Source organism: Devosia sp., from assembly GCF_025809055.1.
In the GTDB taxonomy this organism is placed as follows: Bacteria; Pseudomonadota; Alphaproteobacteria; order Rhizobiales; family Devosiaceae; genus Devosia.
Map to the genome: position 1 here is coordinate 572014 of NZ_CP075529.1, position 21133 is coordinate 593146.

General features: G+C 61.6%; 23 protein-coding genes. 13 read left to right on the forward strand and 10 right to left on the reverse strand.

Features of this window, described 5'->3' with window-relative positions; genetic code table 11:
- The first annotated feature begins 29 nt into the window (after positions 1-29).
- On the forward strand, positions 30-1049 hold the full coding sequence (gene murB, locus KIT02_RS02785) for a UDP-N-acetylmuramate dehydrogenase (protein ID WP_297581976.1): 1020 nt from the start codon (positions 30-32) through the stop codon (positions 1047-1049).
- A gap of 28 nt (positions 1050-1077) precedes the next feature.
- A complete protein-coding gene (locus KIT02_RS02790) occupies positions 1078-2067 on the forward strand; it encodes an MDR family oxidoreductase (protein WP_297581979.1) in 990 nt (329 codons plus the stop codon).
- A gap of 27 nt (positions 2068-2094) precedes the next feature.
- Here the strand turns inward: KIT02_RS02790 and KIT02_RS02795 are convergent, their stop codons facing one another.
- Entirely contained in the window at positions 2095-3024 is a 930-nt protein-coding gene (locus tag KIT02_RS02795) for an aldo/keto reductase (RefSeq protein WP_297581981.1), read from the reverse strand.
- A 299-nt stretch (positions 3025-3323) separates the two neighbouring features.
- Between KIT02_RS02795 and KIT02_RS02800 the strand changes: the two genes are divergently transcribed.
- Positions 3324-4751, forward strand: coding sequence for an integrase family protein (locus KIT02_RS02800; RefSeq protein WP_297581983.1), 1428 nt, complete (start codon positions 3324-3326; stop codon positions 4749-4751).
- Between the two features lie 60 nt (positions 4752-4811).
- Here the strand turns inward: KIT02_RS02800 and KIT02_RS17580 are convergent, their stop codons facing one another.
- The 4 genes from KIT02_RS17580 to KIT02_RS02815 form a co-directional block, all read right to left on the reverse strand.
- Positions 4812-5627: a DNA cytosine methyltransferase gene (locus tag KIT02_RS17580; protein ID WP_366520576.1), complete on the reverse strand. Its 816-nt coding sequence runs from the start codon at positions 5625-5627 to the stop codon at positions 4812-4814.
- 121 nt (positions 5628-5748) lie between these two features.
- On the reverse strand, positions 5749-5994 hold the full coding sequence (locus KIT02_RS02805; protein ID WP_297581985.1) for a hypothetical protein: 246 nt from the start codon (positions 5992-5994) through the stop codon (positions 5749-5751).
- 24 nt (positions 5995-6018) lie between these two features.
- Positions 6019-6261: a hypothetical protein gene (locus KIT02_RS02810; RefSeq protein WP_297581987.1), complete on the reverse strand. Its 243-nt coding sequence runs from the start codon at positions 6259-6261 to the stop codon at positions 6019-6021.
- Positions 6258-6623: a helix-turn-helix transcriptional regulator gene (locus tag KIT02_RS02815; RefSeq protein ID WP_297581989.1), complete on the reverse strand. Its 366-nt coding sequence runs from the start codon at positions 6621-6623 to the stop codon at positions 6258-6260. The genes KIT02_RS02810 and KIT02_RS02815 overlap by 4 nt, the downstream gene beginning before the upstream one ends.
- A gap of 460 nt (positions 6624-7083) precedes the next feature.
- Between KIT02_RS02815 and KIT02_RS02820 the strand changes: the two genes are divergently transcribed.
- The 7 genes from KIT02_RS02820 to dcm all read left to right on the forward strand — a co-directional run bounded on the left by KIT02_RS02820 (position 7084) and on the right by dcm (position 12141).
- Positions 7084-8535, forward strand: coding sequence for an AAA family ATPase (locus KIT02_RS02820; protein ID WP_297581991.1), 1452 nt, complete (start codon positions 7084-7086; stop codon positions 8533-8535).
- The gene (locus KIT02_RS02825) at positions 8535-8834 is read left to right on the forward strand and encodes a DUF6634 family protein (protein ID WP_297581993.1); all 300 of its coding nucleotides are present in this window, start codon (positions 8535-8537) and stop codon (positions 8832-8834) included. Before KIT02_RS02820 ends, KIT02_RS02825 begins: the two co-directional genes overlap by 1 nt.
- Entirely contained in the window at positions 8821-9063 is a 243-nt protein-coding gene (locus KIT02_RS02830) for a hypothetical protein (RefSeq protein WP_297581995.1), read from the forward strand. The genes KIT02_RS02825 and KIT02_RS02830 overlap by 14 nt, the downstream gene beginning before the upstream one ends.
- 1 nt (position 9064) lies before the next feature.
- Positions 9065-9274 carry a hypothetical protein gene (locus tag KIT02_RS02835; protein ID WP_297581997.1) on the forward strand — a complete coding sequence of 70 codons (210 nt, stop codon included), beginning with the start codon at positions 9065-9067 and terminating at the stop codon, positions 9272-9274.
- Complete coding sequence (locus KIT02_RS02840) at positions 9271-9936, forward strand: hypothetical protein (RefSeq protein ID WP_297581999.1); 666 nt, start codon at positions 9271-9273, stop codon at positions 9934-9936. The genes KIT02_RS02835 and KIT02_RS02840 overlap by 4 nt, the downstream gene beginning before the upstream one ends.
- 11 nt (positions 9937-9947) lie before the next feature.
- On the forward strand, positions 9948-10691 hold the full coding sequence (locus tag KIT02_RS02845; protein ID WP_297582001.1) for a metallophosphoesterase: 744 nt from the start codon (positions 9948-9950) through the stop codon (positions 10689-10691).
- Between the two features lie 178 nt (positions 10692-10869).
- Positions 10870-12141 carry a DNA (cytosine-5-)-methyltransferase gene (dcm, locus tag KIT02_RS02850; protein ID WP_297582004.1) on the forward strand — a complete coding sequence of 424 codons (1272 nt, stop codon included), beginning with the start codon at positions 10870-10872 and terminating at the stop codon, positions 12139-12141.
- Here the strand turns inward: dcm and KIT02_RS02855 are convergent.
- A complete protein-coding gene (locus KIT02_RS02855) occupies positions 12138-12449 on the reverse strand; it encodes a hypothetical protein (protein ID WP_297582006.1) in 312 nt (103 codons plus the stop codon). The two genes, dcm and KIT02_RS02855, sit on opposite strands and share 4 nt — an antisense overlap.
- Here KIT02_RS02855 and vsr point away from each other — a divergent pair.
- Positions 12448-12903, forward strand: coding sequence for a DNA mismatch endonuclease Vsr (vsr, locus tag KIT02_RS02860; protein WP_297582008.1), 456 nt, complete (start codon positions 12448-12450; stop codon positions 12901-12903). The two genes, KIT02_RS02855 and vsr, sit on opposite strands and share 2 nt — an antisense overlap.
- A 1-nt stretch (position 12904) precedes the next feature.
- Positions 12905-14131 carry a type II restriction endonuclease gene (locus KIT02_RS02865; protein WP_297582009.1) on the forward strand — a complete coding sequence of 409 codons (1227 nt, stop codon included), beginning with the start codon at positions 12905-12907 and terminating at the stop codon, positions 14129-14131.
- Positions 14132-14133: 2 nt separating this feature from the next.
- On the opposite strand, the gene KIT02_RS02870 is transcribed toward KIT02_RS02865, so the two are convergent.
- The 4 genes from KIT02_RS02870 to KIT02_RS02885 form a co-directional block, all read right to left on the reverse strand.
- Complete coding sequence (locus tag KIT02_RS02870; protein ID WP_297582011.1) at positions 14134-14868, reverse strand: hypothetical protein; 735 nt, start codon at positions 14866-14868, stop codon at positions 14134-14136.
- 244 nt (positions 14869-15112) lie between these two features.
- Entirely contained in the window at positions 15113-15496 is a 384-nt protein-coding gene (locus KIT02_RS02875) for a hypothetical protein (RefSeq protein WP_297582013.1), read from the reverse strand.
- A complete protein-coding gene (locus KIT02_RS02880) occupies positions 15493-16134 on the reverse strand; it encodes a hypothetical protein (RefSeq protein ID WP_297582015.1) in 642 nt (213 codons plus the stop codon). Before KIT02_RS02880 ends, KIT02_RS02875 begins: the two co-directional genes overlap by 4 nt.
- Entirely contained in the window at positions 16131-16424 is a 294-nt protein-coding gene (locus KIT02_RS02885) for an XRE family transcriptional regulator (RefSeq protein ID WP_297582017.1), read from the reverse strand. Before KIT02_RS02885 ends, KIT02_RS02880 begins: the two co-directional genes overlap by 4 nt.
- Positions 16425-16930: 506 nt before the next feature.
- Here KIT02_RS02885 and KIT02_RS02890 point away from each other — a divergent pair.
- On the forward strand, positions 16931-21118 hold the full coding sequence (locus KIT02_RS02890) for a bifunctional DNA primase/polymerase (RefSeq protein ID WP_297582020.1): 4188 nt from the start codon (positions 16931-16933) through the stop codon (positions 21116-21118).
- Positions 21119-21133 lie beyond the last annotated feature (15 nt).

Here is a 21133-nt window from a genome sequence, read left to right on the forward strand (position 1 = left end):
CCCACGAATCCGCGGAATATCCTCTCTCCATGACCTTGCCGCCTTTGGCCCTGACGGCCGATTTTGACCTCACCGGCCACAATACCCTTGCCCTCAAGGCGCGTTCCCGCTTCGGCTGCGTGCTTGAGCGTGCCGAGCAGGTGCCGCATCTGTTTGCCCTGGCCGCGGCCGACGGCCTGCCGGTGCGCATCCTGGGCGGCGGCAGCAATGTGGTGCTGTCCGAGACCTTCGATGGCATCACCGCCGTCATTGGTCTCAGGGGCCTAAATATTGTCACGGCCGGTGCCGACTCGGTGCTGATCGAAGCGGCGGCCGGAGAGCTCTGGGACAACCTCGTCCGCTGGACTGTGGGGCAGGGCTATGGCGGCATCGAAAATCTCGTCAGCATCCCCGGCACGGTCGGCGCCGCTCCGGTTCAGAATATCGGGGCCTATGGCGCCGAACTGGCCGACGTCTTTGAAAACCTCGTTGCCTTCGATCGCGAACGGGGTGCCGAAGTCACCCTCGACCGCGCCGATTGCGCCTTTGGCTATCGCGACAGCCTCTTCAAGCGCCAGCCCGGCCGCTATGTCATCACCCTTGTCCGCCTGCGTCTCAACACGGCCTGGGCTGCTAATCTCGGCTTTGCCGGTCTGGCAGACCTGGCAGGCGAGGCGACCCTGTCTCCGGCCATGGTCATGGAGCGCGTCGCCGCCATTCGCGCCAGCAAGCTGCCGGATTGGCGTGTCGAGCCCAATGCCGGCTCCTTCTTCCAGAACCCCATCGTTCCGGCCGATCTGGCTGAAGCGATCGTTGCCGCCCATCCCGGCGCCCCCAATTTCGTCCAGCCCGATGGCCGCCGCAAACTGTCGGCGGGCTGGCTGATCGAGAATGCGGGGCTCAAGGGGTTCGAACTGGGCCCGGTCGGGACATCGGCTCGCCATGCCCTGGTCGTCGTCAATCGCGGCGGCGGTTCAGCAGAAGACATTCGCACCCTGGCCGGCCACATTCGCACCACGGTTTTCGACAAATTCGGGGTGACTTTGGCAGAAGAACCGATCTTCTTCTGACCCAACACAATCTGTAGGGAGCGAGCACATGACATTTGAGGCCCTGGTGACCAGCCGCAGCGAGGATGGAACCGTCTCCTCGGCGCTGGAGACCCTCGACAATTCGCGTTTGCCCGAGGGCAACGTCACCGTCGCGGTCGAATGGGCCGGCCTCAACTACAAGGATGGTCTCTGCCTGACAGGCGGCGGCGGCCTCGTCCGTACCTATCCTCATGTGGCGGGTATCGATTTTGCCGGCACGGTCGAGGACAGCCAGGATGGCCGCTACGCCCCGGGCGATCGCGTCGTCCTCACGGGCTGGCGTGTCGGTGAAGTCCATTGGGGCGGCTATGCGCAGCGCGCCCGGGTCAACGCCGATTGGCTGGTGCCGCTGCCCGATGGCATGTCCACGCGCGACGCGATGATTGTTGGCACGGCAGGATTTACCGCTATGCTGGCCATCGACCGGCTGGAAGGCCTCGGCCTCGAGCCTGGGTCCGGTGAGGTCCTGGTCACCGGCGCGGCAGGTGGCGTCGGTTCCATTGCCATCTCCCTGCTCAAGCGGCTCGGCTATCAGGCCGTGGGTCTTTCAGGCCGCCCCGAACATGCCGATCATCTGGTGGCGCTTGGCGCGGCCAGCGTTCTCGACCGTGCCGAATTCCTCGGCCAGCCTGACAAGCCGCTGGAATCGGCGCGTTGGGCCGCTGTCATCGACAATGTCGGCGGCAATGTGCTGGGCAAGGTGTTGCGGCAGGTCAAATATGGCGGCAGCGTCGCGGCCATCGGCAATGCCGGCGGCATCGGTCTTGATACCAATGTCCTGCCGTTCATCCTGCGCGGCGTCACCCTGACCGGCATCGACAGCGTCATGCAGCCCTTCGCGGCCCGTCAATCGGCCTGGGCCCGCATCGCCGACACGTTCGATCTTGCCGGTTATGGCAGTCTCGTCACCGAGATCGGCCTTGCCGGACTGCCCGATGCGGCAAAGCAGATTTTGGCCGGCCAGGTCCATGGCCGCACCATCGTCTCGCTGCAATAGCTGTTCACGCCCTCTGAGGGCCCCTCGTCACGGGACGATGTGGCCGCCCGCGCGGAACAGCCGGTACCACTCTTCGCGCGTCAGCGTGATATCGGTGCCGGCTGCGCTTTCTCGCACCCGTTCAGGGCGCGTCGTGCCCAGCACGACCTGGATATTGGCCGGGTGGCGGGTGACCCACGCCACGGCGATGCCCGTCGGCGTCACGCCATAGGCCGCTGCCAGTTTCTCGATCTCGTCATTGAGCTCGGCATGATTTTCGCGGTCGCCGAGAAACACCCCGTCAAAGAACTTCTTCTGGAACGGCGACCAGGCCTGCAGCATCATGCCCTTGAGCCGGGAATAGTCGAGCAGACCATTGTCGCGCGAAATCGACTGGTCGCTGCCATCCATATTGGCCGCCACGCCCTGCGCGAACAGGTTGGCATGGGTGATCGACAGTTGCACCTGGTTGAACAACAGGTCCTGGCGCACCGCCGTCTTGAGCACCTCGATCTGGCCCGGCGTATGGTTGGACACCCCGAAATGGCGCACCTTGCCGGCCGCGTGCAGCGCGTCGAAAGCCTCGGCCACTTCCTCGGGCTCCACCAGCGTATCCGGCCGGTGCAGCAGCAGGACATCGAGATAGTCGGTCCGCAGCGCCGAAAGGGATTCGTCCACAGTGCGCAGGATGTGTTCCTTGGAAAAGTCGAACCACCCCCGCCTGATCCCGACCTTGCTCTGGATCATGATCATCTCGCGGCCAGCGGGCGAAAGGGTAACCGCTTCGGCGAAGCGCTCCTCGCACTTGTGCCGTTCGCCGCCATAGATGTCGGCATGGTCGATGACGGTCACGCCGGCCTCGATAGCCGCGTCGAACAGCGCCCGGATATCGGCATTGTCCATCTTGGCGATGCGCATCAGCCCGAGCACGATGCTGGACACGTCCAGGCTGGAATGGGGAACTCGATACGTCTTCATCGCCGGCATCCTTGTTCGGTCACGGACCGGCCGAACCGGCTGTGTCCTGATGAATATCGCGTGGTTGGAATGGTGATCTCGGCGGGATTCGAACCCACGACCCCAGGATTAGGAATTCCGACATCGATCCATATCCTGAGGCTCTCGGATACAATGGATTGATACCGTAATCCATCTAACTTCAATTGGATTAACGAAGAATCTGCGACAGGCCTTGAAACAACGGCTTCCTGCGTATTTTCTGGAGGTCGTCCCAATGTCGTCCCAATCGACTTCGTTGGGACGGAAAGGTCGTCCCAATGCCCGCTACCATTAATGCCGCCATCGTTGCCAAGGCCAAAGCCGATGCCCGCCCCGGTGCCAAGCGATATGAAGTGTCCGATTCCCGCGCAAAGGGCCTCGTTCTGCGAGTCGGCCCTTCCGGGGCTGTCTGGCAATTCCGCTATGCCGTAGACAAGCGCGATGTTCGGCTGGCCATTGGCGATGTTGACACATGGACGATCGCCGAGGCGCGGGATCTGGTAGTCCGGGGACAAGCCATGTTGCGTGACCGATCCGGTCTGCCAAACGCCGAGTGGATCGAGAGGATGCTGGTCCGAACCGGCAAGATCGCTGAGGCCACGATGGCACCGGCACCTGAAAAACCTCGCGACGTTTTCCGGTGGACCTTCGAGCAGGGCAGGGCGGCTTTCCTCTACGAGATGAAGCGTACCAAATCTCCCGTCACGGCCGCCGACTACCGCCAGAAGATCTGCGCCGCCGAATTCGAACCGTTCCAGAAGCGGCCACTGCCGACAATCGCGCGCACGGAGATGGCCGGCGTGGTCGGCAAAATCCATCGCAGCGGCCGCGAGACCCATGCGGCCAACACTGCACGGGTCATTTCGGCGGCGTGGAGCTGGTTTGAAAAGGATCAGCAGATCAGCGACGCCGGAGTGATCCCGGGGGTGATGAGAGGGTTGAAGGCCCCCGAACGGACACGCCGACCGTCGAAGAGGATGGTTGCTGACCCAACGCTCGAAGACCTCGGCCGCGTCATCGCCATTGCACGGTCCGGTGCCATCGATCCGATCATCGGCTGCGCTGTCGAGTTCGTCGTTTGGTCGGTCCAACGGCGTCGCGCCGTAGCCAGCGCCAAGATCGAGGACTTCCGACCGCTCGATGGCGATGAGGAAGGCCTGTGGTACGTGTACGCCGACGATAGGAAGCGCAGCGACGGCGACGCCCACGTGGTCCCGCTGCCGGCGGCGGCATGGGCATGCGTGAAGCGGGCGGTGGCAATCGTGGAAGCTGACTGGCAGGGACGGCTGGCTAGCGATCCTGATGTGCCTCGACCCGAGTATCTATTTCCCCAAACGCGAGCGCGACGGCGTGGCATGCCGCTGACCCATCTTAATCCGTCGACGCTCACTCATGCCATGGGCTTCATGCCGGGCGTGACATCAAGCCCGCACCACGTCCGCGCTATCTTCGGGACTTATGGGGAGCGAATTTTGGGGTTCAGCCGGCCAACGACGAGATTGATCCTCGATCACTCAGAGGGCGGGACGCGCAGCGATGTGACCGGGCGACACTATAGCCTGCACGACGGAACGCATGAAAAATGGCCCGTGATGCGGAAATGGGCAGCGGCGATCGATGCCGATGTCGCGAGGGCGATTGAAGCCCTCGAGCCCGTTGACGAGCTCAAGCTGGCGATTGCGGCAGCGCGATACGGCGAGGCCTAGAAGTTCGGAGGCCAAATGAGCGGGAAGCGAGCGCGGGTGTTGATTCCACGTCGCCTGCGTTCACGCGCCAACCAGTTCCTCGTCGTGCCTGTTGGGCTGAACGTCAAATACTGGATGAAACGAGAGAAACTCGCGGGCGGCCGGGACGCAGACTGCATTGCCGTAACCCCTGAGCAGCTCCACTCGGGCGGGTACCCCATGAGCCAGCGGCTCAGATCCGGGTTCAATGGGACGATATCGTCCATCTGAGCAAACGACCCAGTCGGGATGTCGCCATGAATGTGAAAGGGCGCCGTCTGGGCGACGTCCTCGATCCTGCCCTGCTTCGCCCTCGACGCCTTCCCTCGGCCACCGCTCTTCCCCAAACGCGGCGTCGGCCATCCAGTATATGCGGTCGCGGATTTGGGGCGAGCCGACGCCAGCAGCCGGAAACGCCGTGGCCCCAAAGGCGTAGCCCAGCGCCTCCAAGTCAGCTTGTACAAGGTCGAGCCAAGGATTTGCGTCCTTGCTCGCAACCTGCTCTCCAACGATTGTTGGAGGCTGACACTCTTGGATGAGCCAGTGCCAGGCGGGCCAAAGGTGCCGCTCGTCAGCAAACCCAGTTCTCGCGCCCGCTTGGGAGAAAGGCTGACACGGGCAACTGCCTGACCAAAGCTCTCGGTCGGCGGGCCATCCAGCCTGCTGGGCTGCGAGGGCCCAGCCCCCGATGCCGGCGAAGAAGTGGCACTGTCGATAGCCATCGAGTTCTCCCGGGGTGACGTCTTCGATTGAACGAGTGTCGACATCGCCTGCTGGAAGATGTCCATCTGCGATGAGCTGCTTGAGCCAGCGCGAGATCTTGGGGTCATGCTCGTTGTAATAGACTTTGCCATTCATTTTCCGTCCTCTCCACGCGCTTTCACGCGAAGTGAAGCCGTCGTGCACCCATCAAGCCGACGTCGACATCTCGCTGCAAGCAGAGGCGTGAATCTTCATTAAGCCGACGTCTACGCCGGGCTCAGGCAGCTTTGGTCAGCCGTTCCCATGCCGCTCGTTCTTCGGCCTCAGCTTCGTCGCGCTGCTCATTGATGCGGTCGAGTTCGGCTTGGACGGACGCATAGAATTCAGCCGAGAGGCCGGCGGTGAACAAGTTTTCCTGCACCCGCATCCACTGCCGGCTGAGTTGCCCACTCTTGTCGGCACGGACAATTTCGTGGTCACGCTGGCGGGCGGCTTCGAGCTGCTTCTTCTGTGCACGCGTCATTTCTTCAGCCTTCATCTGTTTGGGTTACAGGGCATCGCCGTCTTCGAGGGTCGAAAGGTCCTCCAAGTGACTTGTGTAGTCGCCCTTGCCGACGTTTGGCCGGTTTTCCGTCCAGACAACGAACTGCGAGTTGAGTTCCGCGAAAACCTTGCCTTCCGGGGCAATCAGCTGAAACACGACTTCTCCCCAAGGCCCGGGGGGCTCACGTTCGACAACGACGCCGACCTTTGCCGCAGCCTTCTTCAATTGTGCAAGCGTGACGGTCATTTCTTGTTCCCTTCGTCCCAGTCGAGGTCGGCAAACTGCCGCAACACTCGCTGATCACTCCCCAACTCAGTCTTCGGTTTTGGCCCCGGCTTCTGTCGTCCCGGGGCACCTTCGATCCATTTCTCGGGCACACCATGGTGGAGAAACATCACGGCCAGTCTCGCTAGCAATCGCGGAACGGCCTGCTGACCACTTTCGTATTTTCGAATGGTCATGGCGGCTATGGCGTTGCTGCCGCCGTAGCCGGCCGCGCGAGCCATTTGAGTGGTCGAGAGATAGGTGAGCTTGCGTATCGCCTGCAGTTCCTCGCCAGTCATTGTCGCCGGGTCATAGTCGGGGCTTAGAACATCCCTGATCGTCATTCTTTTTGGCCCTGCTCGAAGTGGCATCGCTGCCAACGACGAAAAGATAAGGTAGATAAATATCCACTTCAATAGTGTCGCCACCAAAAATCGACACTGCAATGCATTATATCTAGAACGCGTGCAAAATCAGTGCGTTAGCGACCGCTCATTCTGCCGACGCTCAGGTCGATAAAATGCCGTCGAAGAAATCCCCGGACAGCGCGAACAATCCGGGGTAGCCATGGCTGCAGGTCGCCATCGTCGCGGCCACGTATCCCTAGGCCCAGCCCGCATAAGCGGAGTGCCATAGGGCAGGGTGCCGGAACCGGCCCGCTTCATTCCCACCATGACATCAAAGGATTCCACCCGCGCCAGCGACGGCGCTCGCGAGCACTATGTTGCTCGCCAAAAGTCACACCACGCATTCAGCACGGGCACCCGGCCCGACGTTGACGATCTATTGTCGGGCGCGCCATTCATGAGCGACGACATCAGGATCGATGCGCGTTCGTGGGCGGAGTTCATGCTGCGAGACGCCGCCGAATTGCGGGCCTATCAGTCCATGGTGCGCGACACAGGCTGCAGCGTGAATCTGCGCCGCGCATTGAGGGCGTTGCGCGACAGCGTAAGCCTGCAGACGGTTGCGCCGGTCGAGCAAGCGGCGCGGGCAGTAAGCGACGACGATGCGATCACTCGCATGCTCGTCTACAGATCGTGTCTGCGCGATGAAGCTGCTCGCCGCGAGCTGTCGAAGATCGCCGGCGAAACTCAATACGGCCACAGCAGCTACATGCAGGCGCAGCGCAATGCAGTGTCGATCGGGCTTGTGCACAGCTACAGCTGCCGCTCAATGCGAGATTACCACTCGCGCGGCCGGCACTGGATCGCCAGCCAAGCCGCCGTGCTGGAAGACCTGCGCCTCGCCGCCCTCGAAGCGAAGGCAGCGGAGTTGCTCGGGCAGCTCGTCGGAAAGACAAAGTCGAAAATGGACGAGGACCGCGAGTGGATCGATCGTGTCATCGGCGAGGACCGTGGCGAGATCGCGGAGACTTTGCCGCCGCGCGAGACCTTCGGCATCGTCGTGGTGCCTGCGCTGCCGGAGGGCGGGACGTCGTGGCGCAAGGAAATCGTCAAGAGCTGGCACTCTCTCGCCGGCACTCGTTTGCCTGCGGTCCATCGCGGAGATATCGCTGGGCATCGCCGTTCGCTGGTCGAACGCTGGCCGCATGCCGACGATCTGATCGACATCATCCTTGGCGACCTCGCCGCCACCCCAGCCGTGCGCTTCCGACCGACCCTGCTCGTCGGGTCCCCGGGGTCAGGCAAGTCGAGCTTCGCCCGCGCCATTTTCGACACCGTGGGCCTGCCTTGCGAGTTGCAGTCGTTCGCCGGCCTGCATGACGCTGCGTTGATGGGCACGTCTGCCCAGTGGTCCAGCGCTCGCGAAAGCGCGCCGCTGCAGCTCATCAAGCGGTCGGGCAAGGCATCGGTGGGCATCATCTGGGACGAAATCGAAAAGGCCTCGAGCGACCGCCGCAATGGCGCGCCGGCTGATGCCCTTCTGCCAATGCTCGAAGTCGACCAAGCCCGAGCGTATCGCGACCTCTGTCTCGAAGTCGAAGTCGATCTGTCGCTCGTCAGCCATTTCGCGACGGCGAACAGCCTCGAAGGCGTGCCGGCCCCAGTCCGCGACCGCATGCGGATTCTCACGATGCCGGAACCAGGCTGGGAGCACCTGGGCACGCTGTCGAGGCAAATCGTCGATCGCATCGCTCGCGAGCGCGGCGTCGATAGCAGATGGTTCGCGCCGCTGGCTGAAGACGAGATGGACCTCGTTCGGCAGGCGTGGCCGGGCGGGTCTCTGAGGCAGCTCAGCCGCATCATCACGACGCTGCTCGACGGCCGCGATCGGCTGATCGGGAGGTGCTGATGGACGATCTCATGAAGCGCCTCATGTCGTTGGCAGTGTTGAGCGGCATCACGCCGCGACCGTCCGAGCGCGAGTTGGACGCGGCACCGGTGCTGTCGAACTGGTCGCTGGCGCGCGTGCCTGGTGATGCCGGATTGGCATTGGTGGGCAGCGTGGTGGGGCATCCGCGCCTCGGCGACAGGCCGGCGATCGTCACGTCCGAGCTGATCGCTTTCTATCCGGCTGACGGATGGGCGCGCACACGGTCGCGGGTCTATCGGCTCGCCCCGCAGGATGGGGGGCGCGATGGTCATCCGTGAAAGCGACCGCCGCCTCGCGCGCGGGGCCTATCAAGTCGCCGTTGGCATGATCGGCCAGCGCGATCCGTCCGTCGCGGACATCGCCGCGGCGGCGCTGGAGCACCCGTCGCCAATCACTGTCCGCGCACCGCTGTCTGCAGGTGCCGGCAAGCCATGGTTGCCGATGTTGCTCGAAGCGCTGGCGCAGGTCGGCGTGGCCGGCGCCGAAGACGTTCTGAAAGGAGAATGACATGCACTACGACGACATCATCATCAGAAACAGTGCGCAGTGTCTGAGCTGCGGCGACGAAATCGAATCCACGCACGGTCATGATTTCCGTTCGTGCAGCTGCGGCAATCTCTGCGTCGACGGCGGGAAGCAATACCTGCGGCGCGTTTTTAAGCCCGGAGCGCTGTGGCGGGACACGTCGATCACACGACCGCGCGAGGGCGGCGAATGAGCAGTTGGGCAGACAATGAAAGCGCTCTCGACCGTGCGCGCGAGCTGCTGGCCAATCGCTATCCGAACTCGTTCCCCGCGATCATCGACACGTTCGACATCGCATATTGCGGCTGGGAATGCGACTATATGGGGGCGCTGATCACAGTCGACGGCGTGCCCGAGATCGTCGTCATTGATCGGTATTCGGGCGATCGCCGGCCGGACATCGAGCAGGTCCGAGAGCAGCTCGCGGAGTACCGGCGCTTGATCGCGGAGACTGAGCGCGTGCTTCGGCGATATGGCGAGCTTGCGGGGACCGTTGATCACGTGGACATGCACGGCGCCGAATGGCAGCTGCAGCGCGATCCGGGGGAATCCGACGAAGACTACGCAGCGCGACGGTTGCTCTTCGGCGATGGAACCGGCCGGCTCTATCAACTGCGCCGGCGTGGCGGCGAGACCGACGACGCATACGTCGCGCGCGTGCAGAGCTTCGCGAAAGTCACTATCAAAATCATCGAGCGATCGCCGACGTTCGAGCAAGTCGGCTTCGTCGAGCAAGATCGCCGGCATCTCAAATCCGAGATCGCGGAGCTTCAGCGTAGGCTCGCGGACGCACGTGAGCAGCTGGCAAAAGCTGAGAAGTATCTCGCCGGCGGCGACGACGAGGACGGCGAATGAGGCTATGGATCGTGAGCGACCTGCATTGCGACAGCACGTTCTGGGTGCCTGACCGCATCCCGCCCCATCATGCAATGATCATCGCAGGCGACGTCGACAAGGCCGCCGCCGAGACCGAACAGACGTTGCTGATGCTGGCCAGATGGTCGCCGGCGCCGATCGTTTTCGTGCCCGGCAATCATGATGTGATGAGCGCCGGGTTGGATGCCTGGGATAGCGGAAACGGGGACCTTCTCGATCGTGGCATCCACGTGCTGTCGTCAGGTCAGACCGTCGTCATCGAAGGCGTTCGCTTCGTCGGCGCAACTCTGTGGACCGACTTCAGCCTTGCCGATGATGTCTTTGGGTCTGAAGCTTGGGCAGCGAAACACATGCCGGAATATCAGCGCGTCAAGAAACCGGACGGCACTGCCATCTGGCCAGCGGACACCCGGGCTGCCCACGCACAGCACCGCGCGACGATCGATGCCGCGCTGTCGCAGCCATTCGCCGGCCCGACCGTCGTGGTCACGCATCATGCCCCCAGCCGCCGATCCATCGCCGGCAGCGTCGAGGTCAGCGATGCCGCCTTTGCCTCCGATCTCGAGCCGATGATCATGCGACATCAGCCGACGCTCTGGGTGCATGGGCATGTCCACCAGCACCACGACTATCTGATTGGAAACACACGGATAATCGCGAACCCCAGAGGATATCAGGGGCCGGATCACGGCGAGGACAGTGGTTTCATCGAGGATTTGGTCGTCGAAGTCTGAGGGGTAGCGCGTTGAATTTGATAGCTAATTCAGGATGCGGGCGCGAAATGACCTGCTGGCGATCTGCGGGCAGGTCGGTAGCAGGTTAACGGCTTAATAACCTATTTTTGTGCATGTTCTGTTCTTGTCAGCGAGGTGGAAACCTGGCAACGTGACAAAAAAATACCCAGAGGGCGAAATGACCGATTCCATCTCCGAATTCTCGAGACTGCGTCAGCAGGTCGGCATCTCCCTTGAAGAGCTGGCTCCGATCGTAGGATTTTCGCTCTCGACAGTGTATCGTTGGGAGCGCGGACAGCAGGAGCCCCGGGCTGCGGCAATGGTCGTGTTGCAGGGCATGCTCGGTGCCCGGCCGCAGATCGTCAACAACGACCCCAAGTTTACCTTCATCGACCTTTTCGCCGGCATCGGCGGAATCCGTCGCGGCTTCGATCATATCGGCGGCAAGTGCGTGTTCACCAGCGAGTGGGACAAGTACAGCCAAGCGACCTACAAGGCCAACTATCGCAACGACGACCACGATGTCACCGGGGACATCACGAAAGTCGAGGCCGCCGACATTCCCGCGCATGACATCCTGCTGGCAGGCTTCCCTTGCCAGCCTTTCAGCATCGCCGGTGTTAGCAAGAAAAACGCGCTTGGCCGCGCTCATGGATTCGCCGACGAGACGCAGGGTACGCTGTTCTTCGACGTCGCGCGTATCATCGATCATCATCGCCCGAAGGCATTCGTCCTCGAGAACGTGAAAAACCTCGTCAATCACGACAAGGGGCGCACGTTCGAAATCATCATGGACACGTTGAAGAACAAGCTCGATTACGACGTCGTCGCCAAGGTCATTGACGCCAAGGGGTACGTGCCCCAGCACCGCGAGCGCATCTTCATCGTGGGCTTCCGCAAAGACCTGAAAGCTGGTTTCTCGTTCAACGATTTCGACATGGCCGATCCGTTCTCTGGCCCCAAGTTGAAGACGATCCTTCATCCCGAGGACGGCAGTGAAGGCCCCGACAAGCACTATACCGTGGGCAACATCGCGTCCGTCTCTGATCGCTACACGCTCACAGATCATCTCTGGCAGTACCTGCGGAATTATGCCGCCAAGCACCAGGCTGCTGGCAATGGATTCGGCTATGGCCTCGTCGGTCCGAACGACGTCGCGCGCACGCTGTCGGCTCGCTATTACAAGGACGGCTCCGAGATCTTGATTGATCGCGGCGCCGGCAAGAACCCTCGTCGATTGACGCCCCGGGAGTGCGCCCGCTTGATGGGCTTCGACGAGCCCGGCAAGGCCGAGTTCGTGATCCCCGTGTCGGATACGCAAGCATATCGGCAGTTCGGGAACAGCGTCGCCGTGCCGGTGGTAAAGGCCGTCGCCAGCCACATGCTGCCATTCATCGAGAAGGCGCTGGCGACCGCCGCGACGTTGGAGCCGATGAAGCTCAGCGCCTAATGCGTTGTCTTGGTGATCTCGGCGCTGGTGCCAAAAAGGTCGATCGCTCGGTTGACTACCAGCGGCGGGCCCTCGAATTTGAAGCCCCAACCGAGGTCTTGGCCGTCGTCCTCGGCATAGATGACGACCTTCAATTCCTCGATGCCCTCGGCGCCGTCGAGCGCAGCTTTCAGCTTCGCGACAAGTGGTCCGACGATCTGGGCGAATTCCTCGCTCCAGACGCGGTCCATGGGCAATCGCTGCCCTTCGAACTCTACAAGCCATTCCATGCGACAACCATCGCCTGTGGCCAGCGGGTCAGTCAACATGGCTGACGTCGTCGACAGCGTGACCAGATCACGCATGATGTCTGGCATTCGCGGAAAGAACACCAAACCGGAATTGCTGATCCGCACCGGCCTTCACGCGCTCGGCTTCAGGTATCGGCTGCATCCAAAAGAGATACCCGGCAAACCCGACCTTTGGCTGCCGAAGCATCGAGCAGCAATCTTCGTGCACGGCTGTTTCTGGCACGGCCACGACTGCTCTCTTTTCAAACTCCCGGGGACGCGGCAAGACTTCTGGCAGCAGAAGATCGATACGAATCGCGCTCGAGACGTGAAGGTCGATAGTCTGCTCGGCGAACGTGGCCTCCGTCGCCTCGAGATTTGGGAGTGCGCTTTCCGTGGGCCGGGGCGCATTGGCTTGGAAGAGACCCTGACGCGCACTGCCGAATGGCTGAAAAGCGAGGAGGGTCGAGGCGAGATCAGGGGGACGATCTAGGATGATGGAACTAAGCGACTGGCTGGCCGAGTACAGCGGGCTGTCGTACACGTGGTACGTGAAACGGCTGTCTGGCAATGACACTTTGGCCAACGGCTCGCATCAGGCCGGCCCCTACATCCCTAAGCAGCTGCTCTTCGAGGTGTTTCCGGCGATCAACCGGATCGACGTCGACAATCCAGATCTCTGGATCGACCTGTTCATCGACAGTCATGCCGACGCTCGGCAGGTCCGGCTGATCTACTACAACAGCAAGCGCGCCAAGGCCCAGAAGAACGGGCGAGACGAAACACGCTTGACGAATTTCGGCGGTGCGGAATCCGCGTTGCTCGATCCCGACAGCACCGGTGCTCTGACCGTTTTCGCGTTTCCGGTGTCGCAGGGCGAAACGCCCGAGTGCCACGTTTGGGTCTGCCGTCACGGGACAGAGGAAGACGTCGTCGAGGATCGCGTCGGGCCGATCGAGCCGGGCAAGTCCGTCATCCTGCCGGCAGGCGGCACGATACAGGGCAGCCTTGCTTTGGTGGCGCCGGTCCGTGCCAACTGCTGGCTCAATGCCACGGAAATCCCGCCGGCGTGGCTGACGAAATTTCCTTCTGGCATGGAGATCATCGCGAAGGCCGCTGAGCTGCAGTCGCACGCGTCGCTCATGCCCGATCAGCGGCTCATGCGCCGGCGCACGTGCGAGTTCGAGATCTACCAGAGCGTCGAGCAGGCGATCGAACTGCCGCTGATCATGCAGGGCTTTACGACCGTCGACGCGTTCATCGCGCGGGCGCAGACAATACTGCAGCGCCGCAAGTCGCGCTCTGGTCGATCGCTCGAGCTGCACGCGCGCGAAATCTTCACGGAAGAAAAGCTCGTCGAGGGCACGCATTTTTCGCACCAGCCAGTGTCCGAACCCGGCAAGAGCCCTGACTTCCTGTTCCCATCGCAGACCGCCTATCAGGACCCGTCATTCCCTGCTTCGAAGCTACGGATGCTGGCGGTCAAGACGACGGTGAAGGATAGGTGGCGGCAGATCCTGAACGAGGCCAACCGCATTCCCGAGAAGCATCTGCTGACGCTGCAGGAGGGCGTGTCGGAAACACAGTTCAAGGAGATGGTGGACGCGAACGTCAAGCTCGTCGTCCCTCAGCCGATCATCGAGAAATTCCCGAAATCGGTGCAGCCGCATCTGCAGACGCTGGAATCGTTCATCGGCGACATCAGGGTCTTGAACACCTGAGGCTACAGCTTCAGGCTGGACCTTCCGACCACTCGTCGCATGTCGGTGCCGAAGATCGAGTGAGGGCGATAGAGCGGGGTGCCGTTGATGTTCACTGCCTGCGCCGCCGACCCATTCAGCGTCACGTGATCCATGACAGCCGTGTGGGTTTCGTCAGGCATATAGATGGCTGAAAAGCCCATGCGCTTGTAGAGATTCATCCGACTGGTGGTCCAGAACTCCTCCGGCTCCTTGAAGAAGCCAAAACCGATGCCCTCGATGGAATTGGAGGAATAGAGCAGGCGTTCGCGGGCCACTTCGCTCTTCACGGATATGACGAGGTTCGTCGGACCGCAGGGGATAAGGATATCGCCGAATGCCTGCAGCTCGGACATGTTGCCTTCATTGAGAAGAGCGTGGCCAGGCATCGTCCAGACAGGCCACCGTTCAACGTCCAGTTCCATCTCGGGGATGCCTTCATTCGTCAGCACGTCACTGCAGAGCAGTTCCATGATGGTGCCGCCGTTGCCGCCACGGTCGAGCATGGGATAAGCGAACGGCGGGGGCAGGTTAGGATGCTGGACCCTGAATGCCTCATTCACGTTCGTCGACACTATCCGTGTGCCTAGCGTCAGCTCGCAGAAGTGGACGACCGCTCTGGACGTCGATTGCATCGCCACTTGGTTGAACAAGCAGGGGCAGAGCTTCAGAAGCGCCTTGTATTGACCGACCGTCATCTTGGGCAGCGGCTGCGGCACTGGTGAGACCGAGATCGGGCCGAAGGACGAAAGGCCCGCAAGGATTGTCGCTCGGTCCTTGGCCTACACCTTCATTGCCGGGTGGTCGACCACCTCGTCCCATGACGCGGCGCCATGACCCATAGGGCAGTGTGGATGTAGACAACGCATTCTGATCCCCCAATTTTTCGGGGCACCGTAGGCGAAAAACGTAAACGCTTAGAATGCGATCTACTATTCGGCAGCGATATTAACGCTTGCTCGTCTAGACCCCGCGTCCGCTCAAAAACAGGGCGGCTGCCGGATCGAGCGGCAGAAGCAATACGATGAAGTCGATCGACTGAAGCCCCACCGCCATCGGCCCGGCAGGGTCATGATACAGCTCACCTGCACGCATGACGACGCAATGATCGCCATCAGGGTGGCCTGCAGGGCCGACTGCAAGATACATGCCTTTCGGCGTCCACGTTGGCTTCTGATACTGCCAGATCTGGAAGCCGCGTGCCTCGATCCATTGCCACCACGCATGGAACCAATCGGGGTGCCCAGGCGATGCTGACATTGCCCTTGAAGCGACGGACCGACACGACGTGCGCGGGTTGATGTAGACCGAGCGGTCGGCCGGCGACTTGAACTGCAGAAGATTCATGACTTCACTCCATGAGTGGGTATCGCTGCCGGCGCCGGACGGACGGTCTTGCCGGCAGCTATGGGGGAGCCAGCTTTCGCCAGCGATCTGTTGATCCGAGCCTTGAGACGGCGCTTCTGGGTCTCGTTGGCTTCGCGGATGGGGGCGGCCTTCAGCCACTGCTCGGTGCCGATCAGCAGCACGCCGGCATCGACCTCGTCCTCGCAGCCGTCGAGGAGATAGATGCGCTGGGCATTGGCGACGGCGATGTCTTTCGGCGTGCTGCCACCACCAACGCCGGCGAGCTTGCGGGCCTGCGAGGCATCGAGATCGTCGACGACGCAGATGCCGAGGTGGGCGGCTTTCAGGTGGACGATGGCGCGATAGCCTGCCAGCAGAGCGGAGGTGGCTTTGTTGCGGCCGGTGTCGTTCTCGATGGAGAAGACATCGATCTGGCCGACGAGCTCCATGTCGACCATCAAGTCGCCGATCAGGCGATAAAGGGCAGCAAACAGCTTCGAGTGCTCGCGGGCGGCATGGCTTTTCTTGATTCCGGCCATCTCACGAAGGTCGATCGCACGCGTGATGATGCTGCCGAAGTCGTCGCGCCAGGCGACGCCGGCGAAGGTGGCCAGATCGAAGGCGAGGACGCGGGTCATGACGACACCGCCTTGCCTTTCGGCACGATCTCGACCTTCACTTCGTAGCCAAGGGCCTCGACGCAGCGGAACAGGAACTCGACGCCGATGTCCTCGAACTCTCCGCGATTGGTTTTGCTGAGTTTCTTCGTCAGCAGCTCGCGGTCGATACCGATTCGTCGCGCCAGCTCAGCAGACTTGAGCCGCTGCTTCGTGCGTTCGCGATTCACGAAACCAGCGGCTTGCTCGCGAATCGGGTCCCAGCATTTTGGGCGGGGGCGGGTGCGGACGGCGTCCTGCAGAACGGTCATGCTGCGGCCCTCATTTCGAGTGCCGCAAGGATCGATGACTCTATTCGAGATAGTCTTTCCACGCCGAGGCGATCGATGTTGTGATTGAAGAGATACGTGATCTCGGACGGCTTCAGAGAAGGATCAATGGCCCTGATCGACTGCGACGTGACGCCATTCGACTTGAACAGATACGTAATCCTGTCGATCAATTCGTCCTTGTGAACGCGTTTTTCGACGGAATTATTGAATTGACGATGAGACTGAAGGCGCTGCACCGAAGACGATCCCTGCTATTTTGCAGAAGATCACGGCGTGCTTTGCTTAGGTCAACGCGAACGATTGAAAATAGTCGCGCATGGATTGGCGTTTCAATCCATCGGATGGTGTCAACATTGGTGTCAACATTGGAAGCTTGACGAATAAAAACTGTCCGGGGTGTTGATTCGTGCGCCGCCTTGCGTATCTTCAATCGTGCGAGCCGACGCTAGATCGGCAGCACAAATGCATAGATACGGAACGAGACAATGCCGAAATGGCAGGACCCGAGAGGGTCGAAATCACCGACAGCACAGGCACGTCCGAGTGGCGGCATCGTCCTCAAGCCGACACCGCATCTTCCGGTGTGGGCGCCTGATCCTGCGTTCACCTTCGGACGAATCGGTCTCGCATTGCACGACCGCGGCTGGGCTGTGATCCCGCAGACTGACGGCCGCGACGGCGAGGATCGAAAGCCCGGCTTCCATCGCATGTACGTCGGCACGCCGCATCACGGGCAGATTCGTTACAAGAACCAGTATCGCATGCACGAAGCGATGCCCGACCGCCAGGTCGTCGAGATGTGGGCGAAGGGCGATGGGTGGAGGAAAAACGAAAAGCTCAAGGACTTGAACGTCGCTGGCGTGACCGGCGATTCCCCGGGGACCCATGGCTGGTTCTGCCTCGATCTCGATATTCTCGACCGCGACCTGATGCGGCAGGTGCAGGAGGCCGCGGACCGGCGTTTCGGTCGCACCCCTCTGATGCGTGGTCGCCTGTCGACGCCGAAGGCCGCGCTCTTCTTCAAGCGCAAGCTCGGCGCTCTCCGGCTGAAGCGGAAGAACTTCGAACTGCTCCAGCCCTTCGGTACCGAGAAGCAGCAAATCGAACTCAAAGACGACGGCACGCTCATTACTCTCTACGGACGGCACCACGCGCAGGGCGAGGTCTATTCGTGGCTACGCGAAGCCGAGCCGTTCACGATGTCGCCGGACCAGCTGCCGGAGGCCGACGAAGAACAGATTATTCAGTTCATCGGCGATGTGCATGACCTAGCCGGGATCGTCAAATACGACTCTATCCGCAGGGACTACGGCAAAGCGCTGGTCCAGTGGTTCGATACCGATGTTGGTGAGATCCGCACGCCGCCAATGCCGAAGGCAATTTCGGAAGCACCTGTGCTGACGGATACCCGCCGCCACTGGTTGCTGGTGAGATCTAAGCCTTGGGCGCGGTACAATGCCGGCATCGTTGCCCCAATCGTAGGCGATAGCCGTGCAGTCGATTATGCCGGTGTGAACGCCATCGCCAAAGCGCTCTTTGACGAGTCCGTCGACTATCTCGACTACACCGCAAATGACAAGCTGCCGCCATCGACGGCAATGCGCGTGATCCGCGAGATGATCCGGGGCGACGCGACGAAGATCGCTGCCGGCGCCCCTGATTTCGCGCCCATTGGCACCCGACGTCTAAATGCCGAAAGCAAGAAGCCCGAGCCGAAAGTCAGGCAGGGCGTCGTCCAGTACGACGACGAGCTGTCCTGGCTGCCGCCACCGAAGAACCGAAAGCGTTTGCCGGACGATATTTATCGCCGCACGGATCCCGACGCCGCGGTAGCCAAAACGCTGGCGCTGAAGCCGAACGACGTCGAGACCACCGCTCGGGTATCGCGTGAAATCAAGGCCGCGATCATGCAGTGGCTGGATGCAGTCTGGATGTTCCAGAACTCCAGTGGCGACAACCTCCCGCCGGCCCATTTGCTCAAAGCGCCGACCGGTTCAGGCAAGACGACGATGACGGCAAAATGCCTGTGTGAGTGGAAAGCGCTCCATCCCGATCGCAAGCTTAAGCCGATTTTGATGCTGCTGCCCAGCTACACCAACATCGACGAGATCGCTGGCCGTGAGGATCTGGGTCTTTGGACAAAGGCGACAGAGCACAGGGCAGCGGACATCATCGCCGAGGCCGGCTCGGGCCTGCACGTGGCCTTCTTCAAAGGCAAGCTCGCTGCCGGGTGCAACCAGAAGGAAAAGGTGGAGCTCCTGCAGGCCGCAGGTATGCCAACTTCGCGCCTATGCAAATCGGACGTCATGGAAGAGTTCGAACAGGATGGCGAGAAGGTCACAACCAAAGTCCCGCGGTATTGCCCTTTCCATCCCAACAACCCAGAACTTGAAGACAAGGACCTCGCTTGCGGCGCGATGAAGCAGCTGCTTGAGCTGCCGGTCGCCGACCTCATCCTGTCGCCGCATGCGTTCGTCACTTCAAATATCCCGAAGGCTCTGAAGGATGTCGTCGGGGCCGTCGTGATCGATGAAAAAATCTGGGACAAGACGTTCGGCGTGCGGAAATTCCCGCTGCGGACATTCACGGCCGGCCGTCCTGAGCCAGAGGCCACCAAGGCCGAGAAGAAGAAGGGCGTCGATGCCAAGGCCCGTTTCGGGTCGCGCGAGTTCCTCGGTCCCATCATTGCCAAAGCCATCGAGGAACGGACAGACATTGCCCGCGCCATTGTCGCCGTCGACCACGGCAAAGATCGGCTAGACGACGTCCGCTGGGTCACCGGCGCTTTGCAAAGGATTGTCGTCGAAATCCATCCCGACATCCCAGTCACCGACCTTCGCGCCCACGTTGGCAAGCAGAAAACCAAGTATTTGGTCGACGAGCACATCGCCATCGGTTTGCTGCAGGAGCGAGTCAACGCCATCAGCGAGAACGTGGAAGTTCATGGCGAGAGAGATGCTCGCATCAAGCTGATCGACGACGGGGTCAATGTGTGCGTGAGCTGGCGCAAGAAGCTCAATTTCGGTGGTTGCCCGGTCATGTGGCTCGATGCTTCCGGCAACGCGCAAATCCTCGAGCGCATCTGGGGCTGCGAGATCACCATCCACGACATCGATGCGCCGCTGCTGGTCAAGACTGTGATGATCCCGGACGGTTCCTACGCCAAATCCCGTCTATTGCCGCATCGCGACGATTCCAGCGAGACGGTCATGGCGAAGGCGGCGAGGCAGACGCTGCTGCGCGAGGCAATCAGCACACTCTCCATTATGCACGGCGACAGCGCCGTGGTTTCGGGCAGCGCCATGTCCGTCCGCAAGCACATCTTCGCAGGCTGGCAGCAGCCTACCAATGTCCATGGGATGCATTTCGGCGCAGTCCGGGGATTGGACTTCGCGAAACATCACGCAGCGGCCTTCAGCATCGGTCAGCTCGAGATGCCGCCGGCTGATGTCGATGCATATACTGGCGCGCTCACGTTCGACCTGCCCGAGCCGGAAAAACCCATCGACTATTGGGGCAACGGTCGAGAAGGGCTCGAAGAGGACGCGCCGAAATTGCAGCGGACCATGGTCGACCGCGAATATCGCCTGCGCGACGGTGGCATTGCCACGGTCCCTGTCTACGAACCAGATGGAGCATGGGCGAAGCTATTGGTAGAGCAGGTCCGCGAAGAAGAGTTGTCGCAGTTCCTCGGTCGCCTCCGTCCCGTCTACCGCTCGGGTACTATACCAGTCTGGTACCATGCCGGCCGCGCGCTACCGAAGAATGTCGTCATCGACGAGGTCATCGGCCTCGAAGATCTGGCGCGGCCATTCGGACGGTCGATCCCCGTGCTGCATGAGATGGCCATCGGTGGATTTCTGGGCGGCGGCCGGCTGGGCCACTTCCACACGTCTGGTGTCAGCGATGCCGCGCTGGCGGCGACCGAGGAGCGGTTCCGCAATTCCGAGCGCCTGCAGCGCGGTGTCGATGTCATCGAGTTCTCTGTCGATGGACAGAAGCACGTTGGCTTCGTGCCGGCGTGGTCGGGCGACGCGGCGGTAAAGGTCTCCGAAGTCTTTCATGAGCCGACCGACGTTCGAGTGACACGGCAGGCTCGCGTGCGGACGTTTGGCTTGCCGAGGGCCGACAAAGTCGATGACGAGATCGGCGATGCCGCCAAGCGCACTGGCGAGTTCGACGAGGCGATGGGCATGATCACGACGCGCGTGCTCAAGGGCATGTTCACATACGACGACAAAAGGTCCGGCATCGTCTGGCAGGGCAGGGCTCAGGCGCCGCACTTCGTCGTCGCGGTCGAGCAGATGCAGAAAGCTGTCGCCGATTTGAACACCCCGGACGATCCGCTGGCCGGCGTCGACGAGGACCATCTGATCCTCGACGGCATGACGGCCGAGATGATTGCGCCGATGCTCGAAAGTTACGACGACACCGTCGTCGAGGCGATCCTCGTCGCGGCGAAGGTCGCAGAACCGATCGCGGACGCGGTGCGAAAAGCGCGGACGCCAAAGCCGGCGCCGGCAGAGGTGACGTTCGGCAAGACCGTGGCGGTACCGACGCCGGCGAACAGCGCCGATCCGGTGCCGGAGTTGCCTCCGAATGTCGTGCGGTTTAACCGACCGTTGTTCGGGATCAGGGGGAGTGTCAGGATTTTCGTGTGTGGTCGGGCATAATGGGTAAACAAGGAG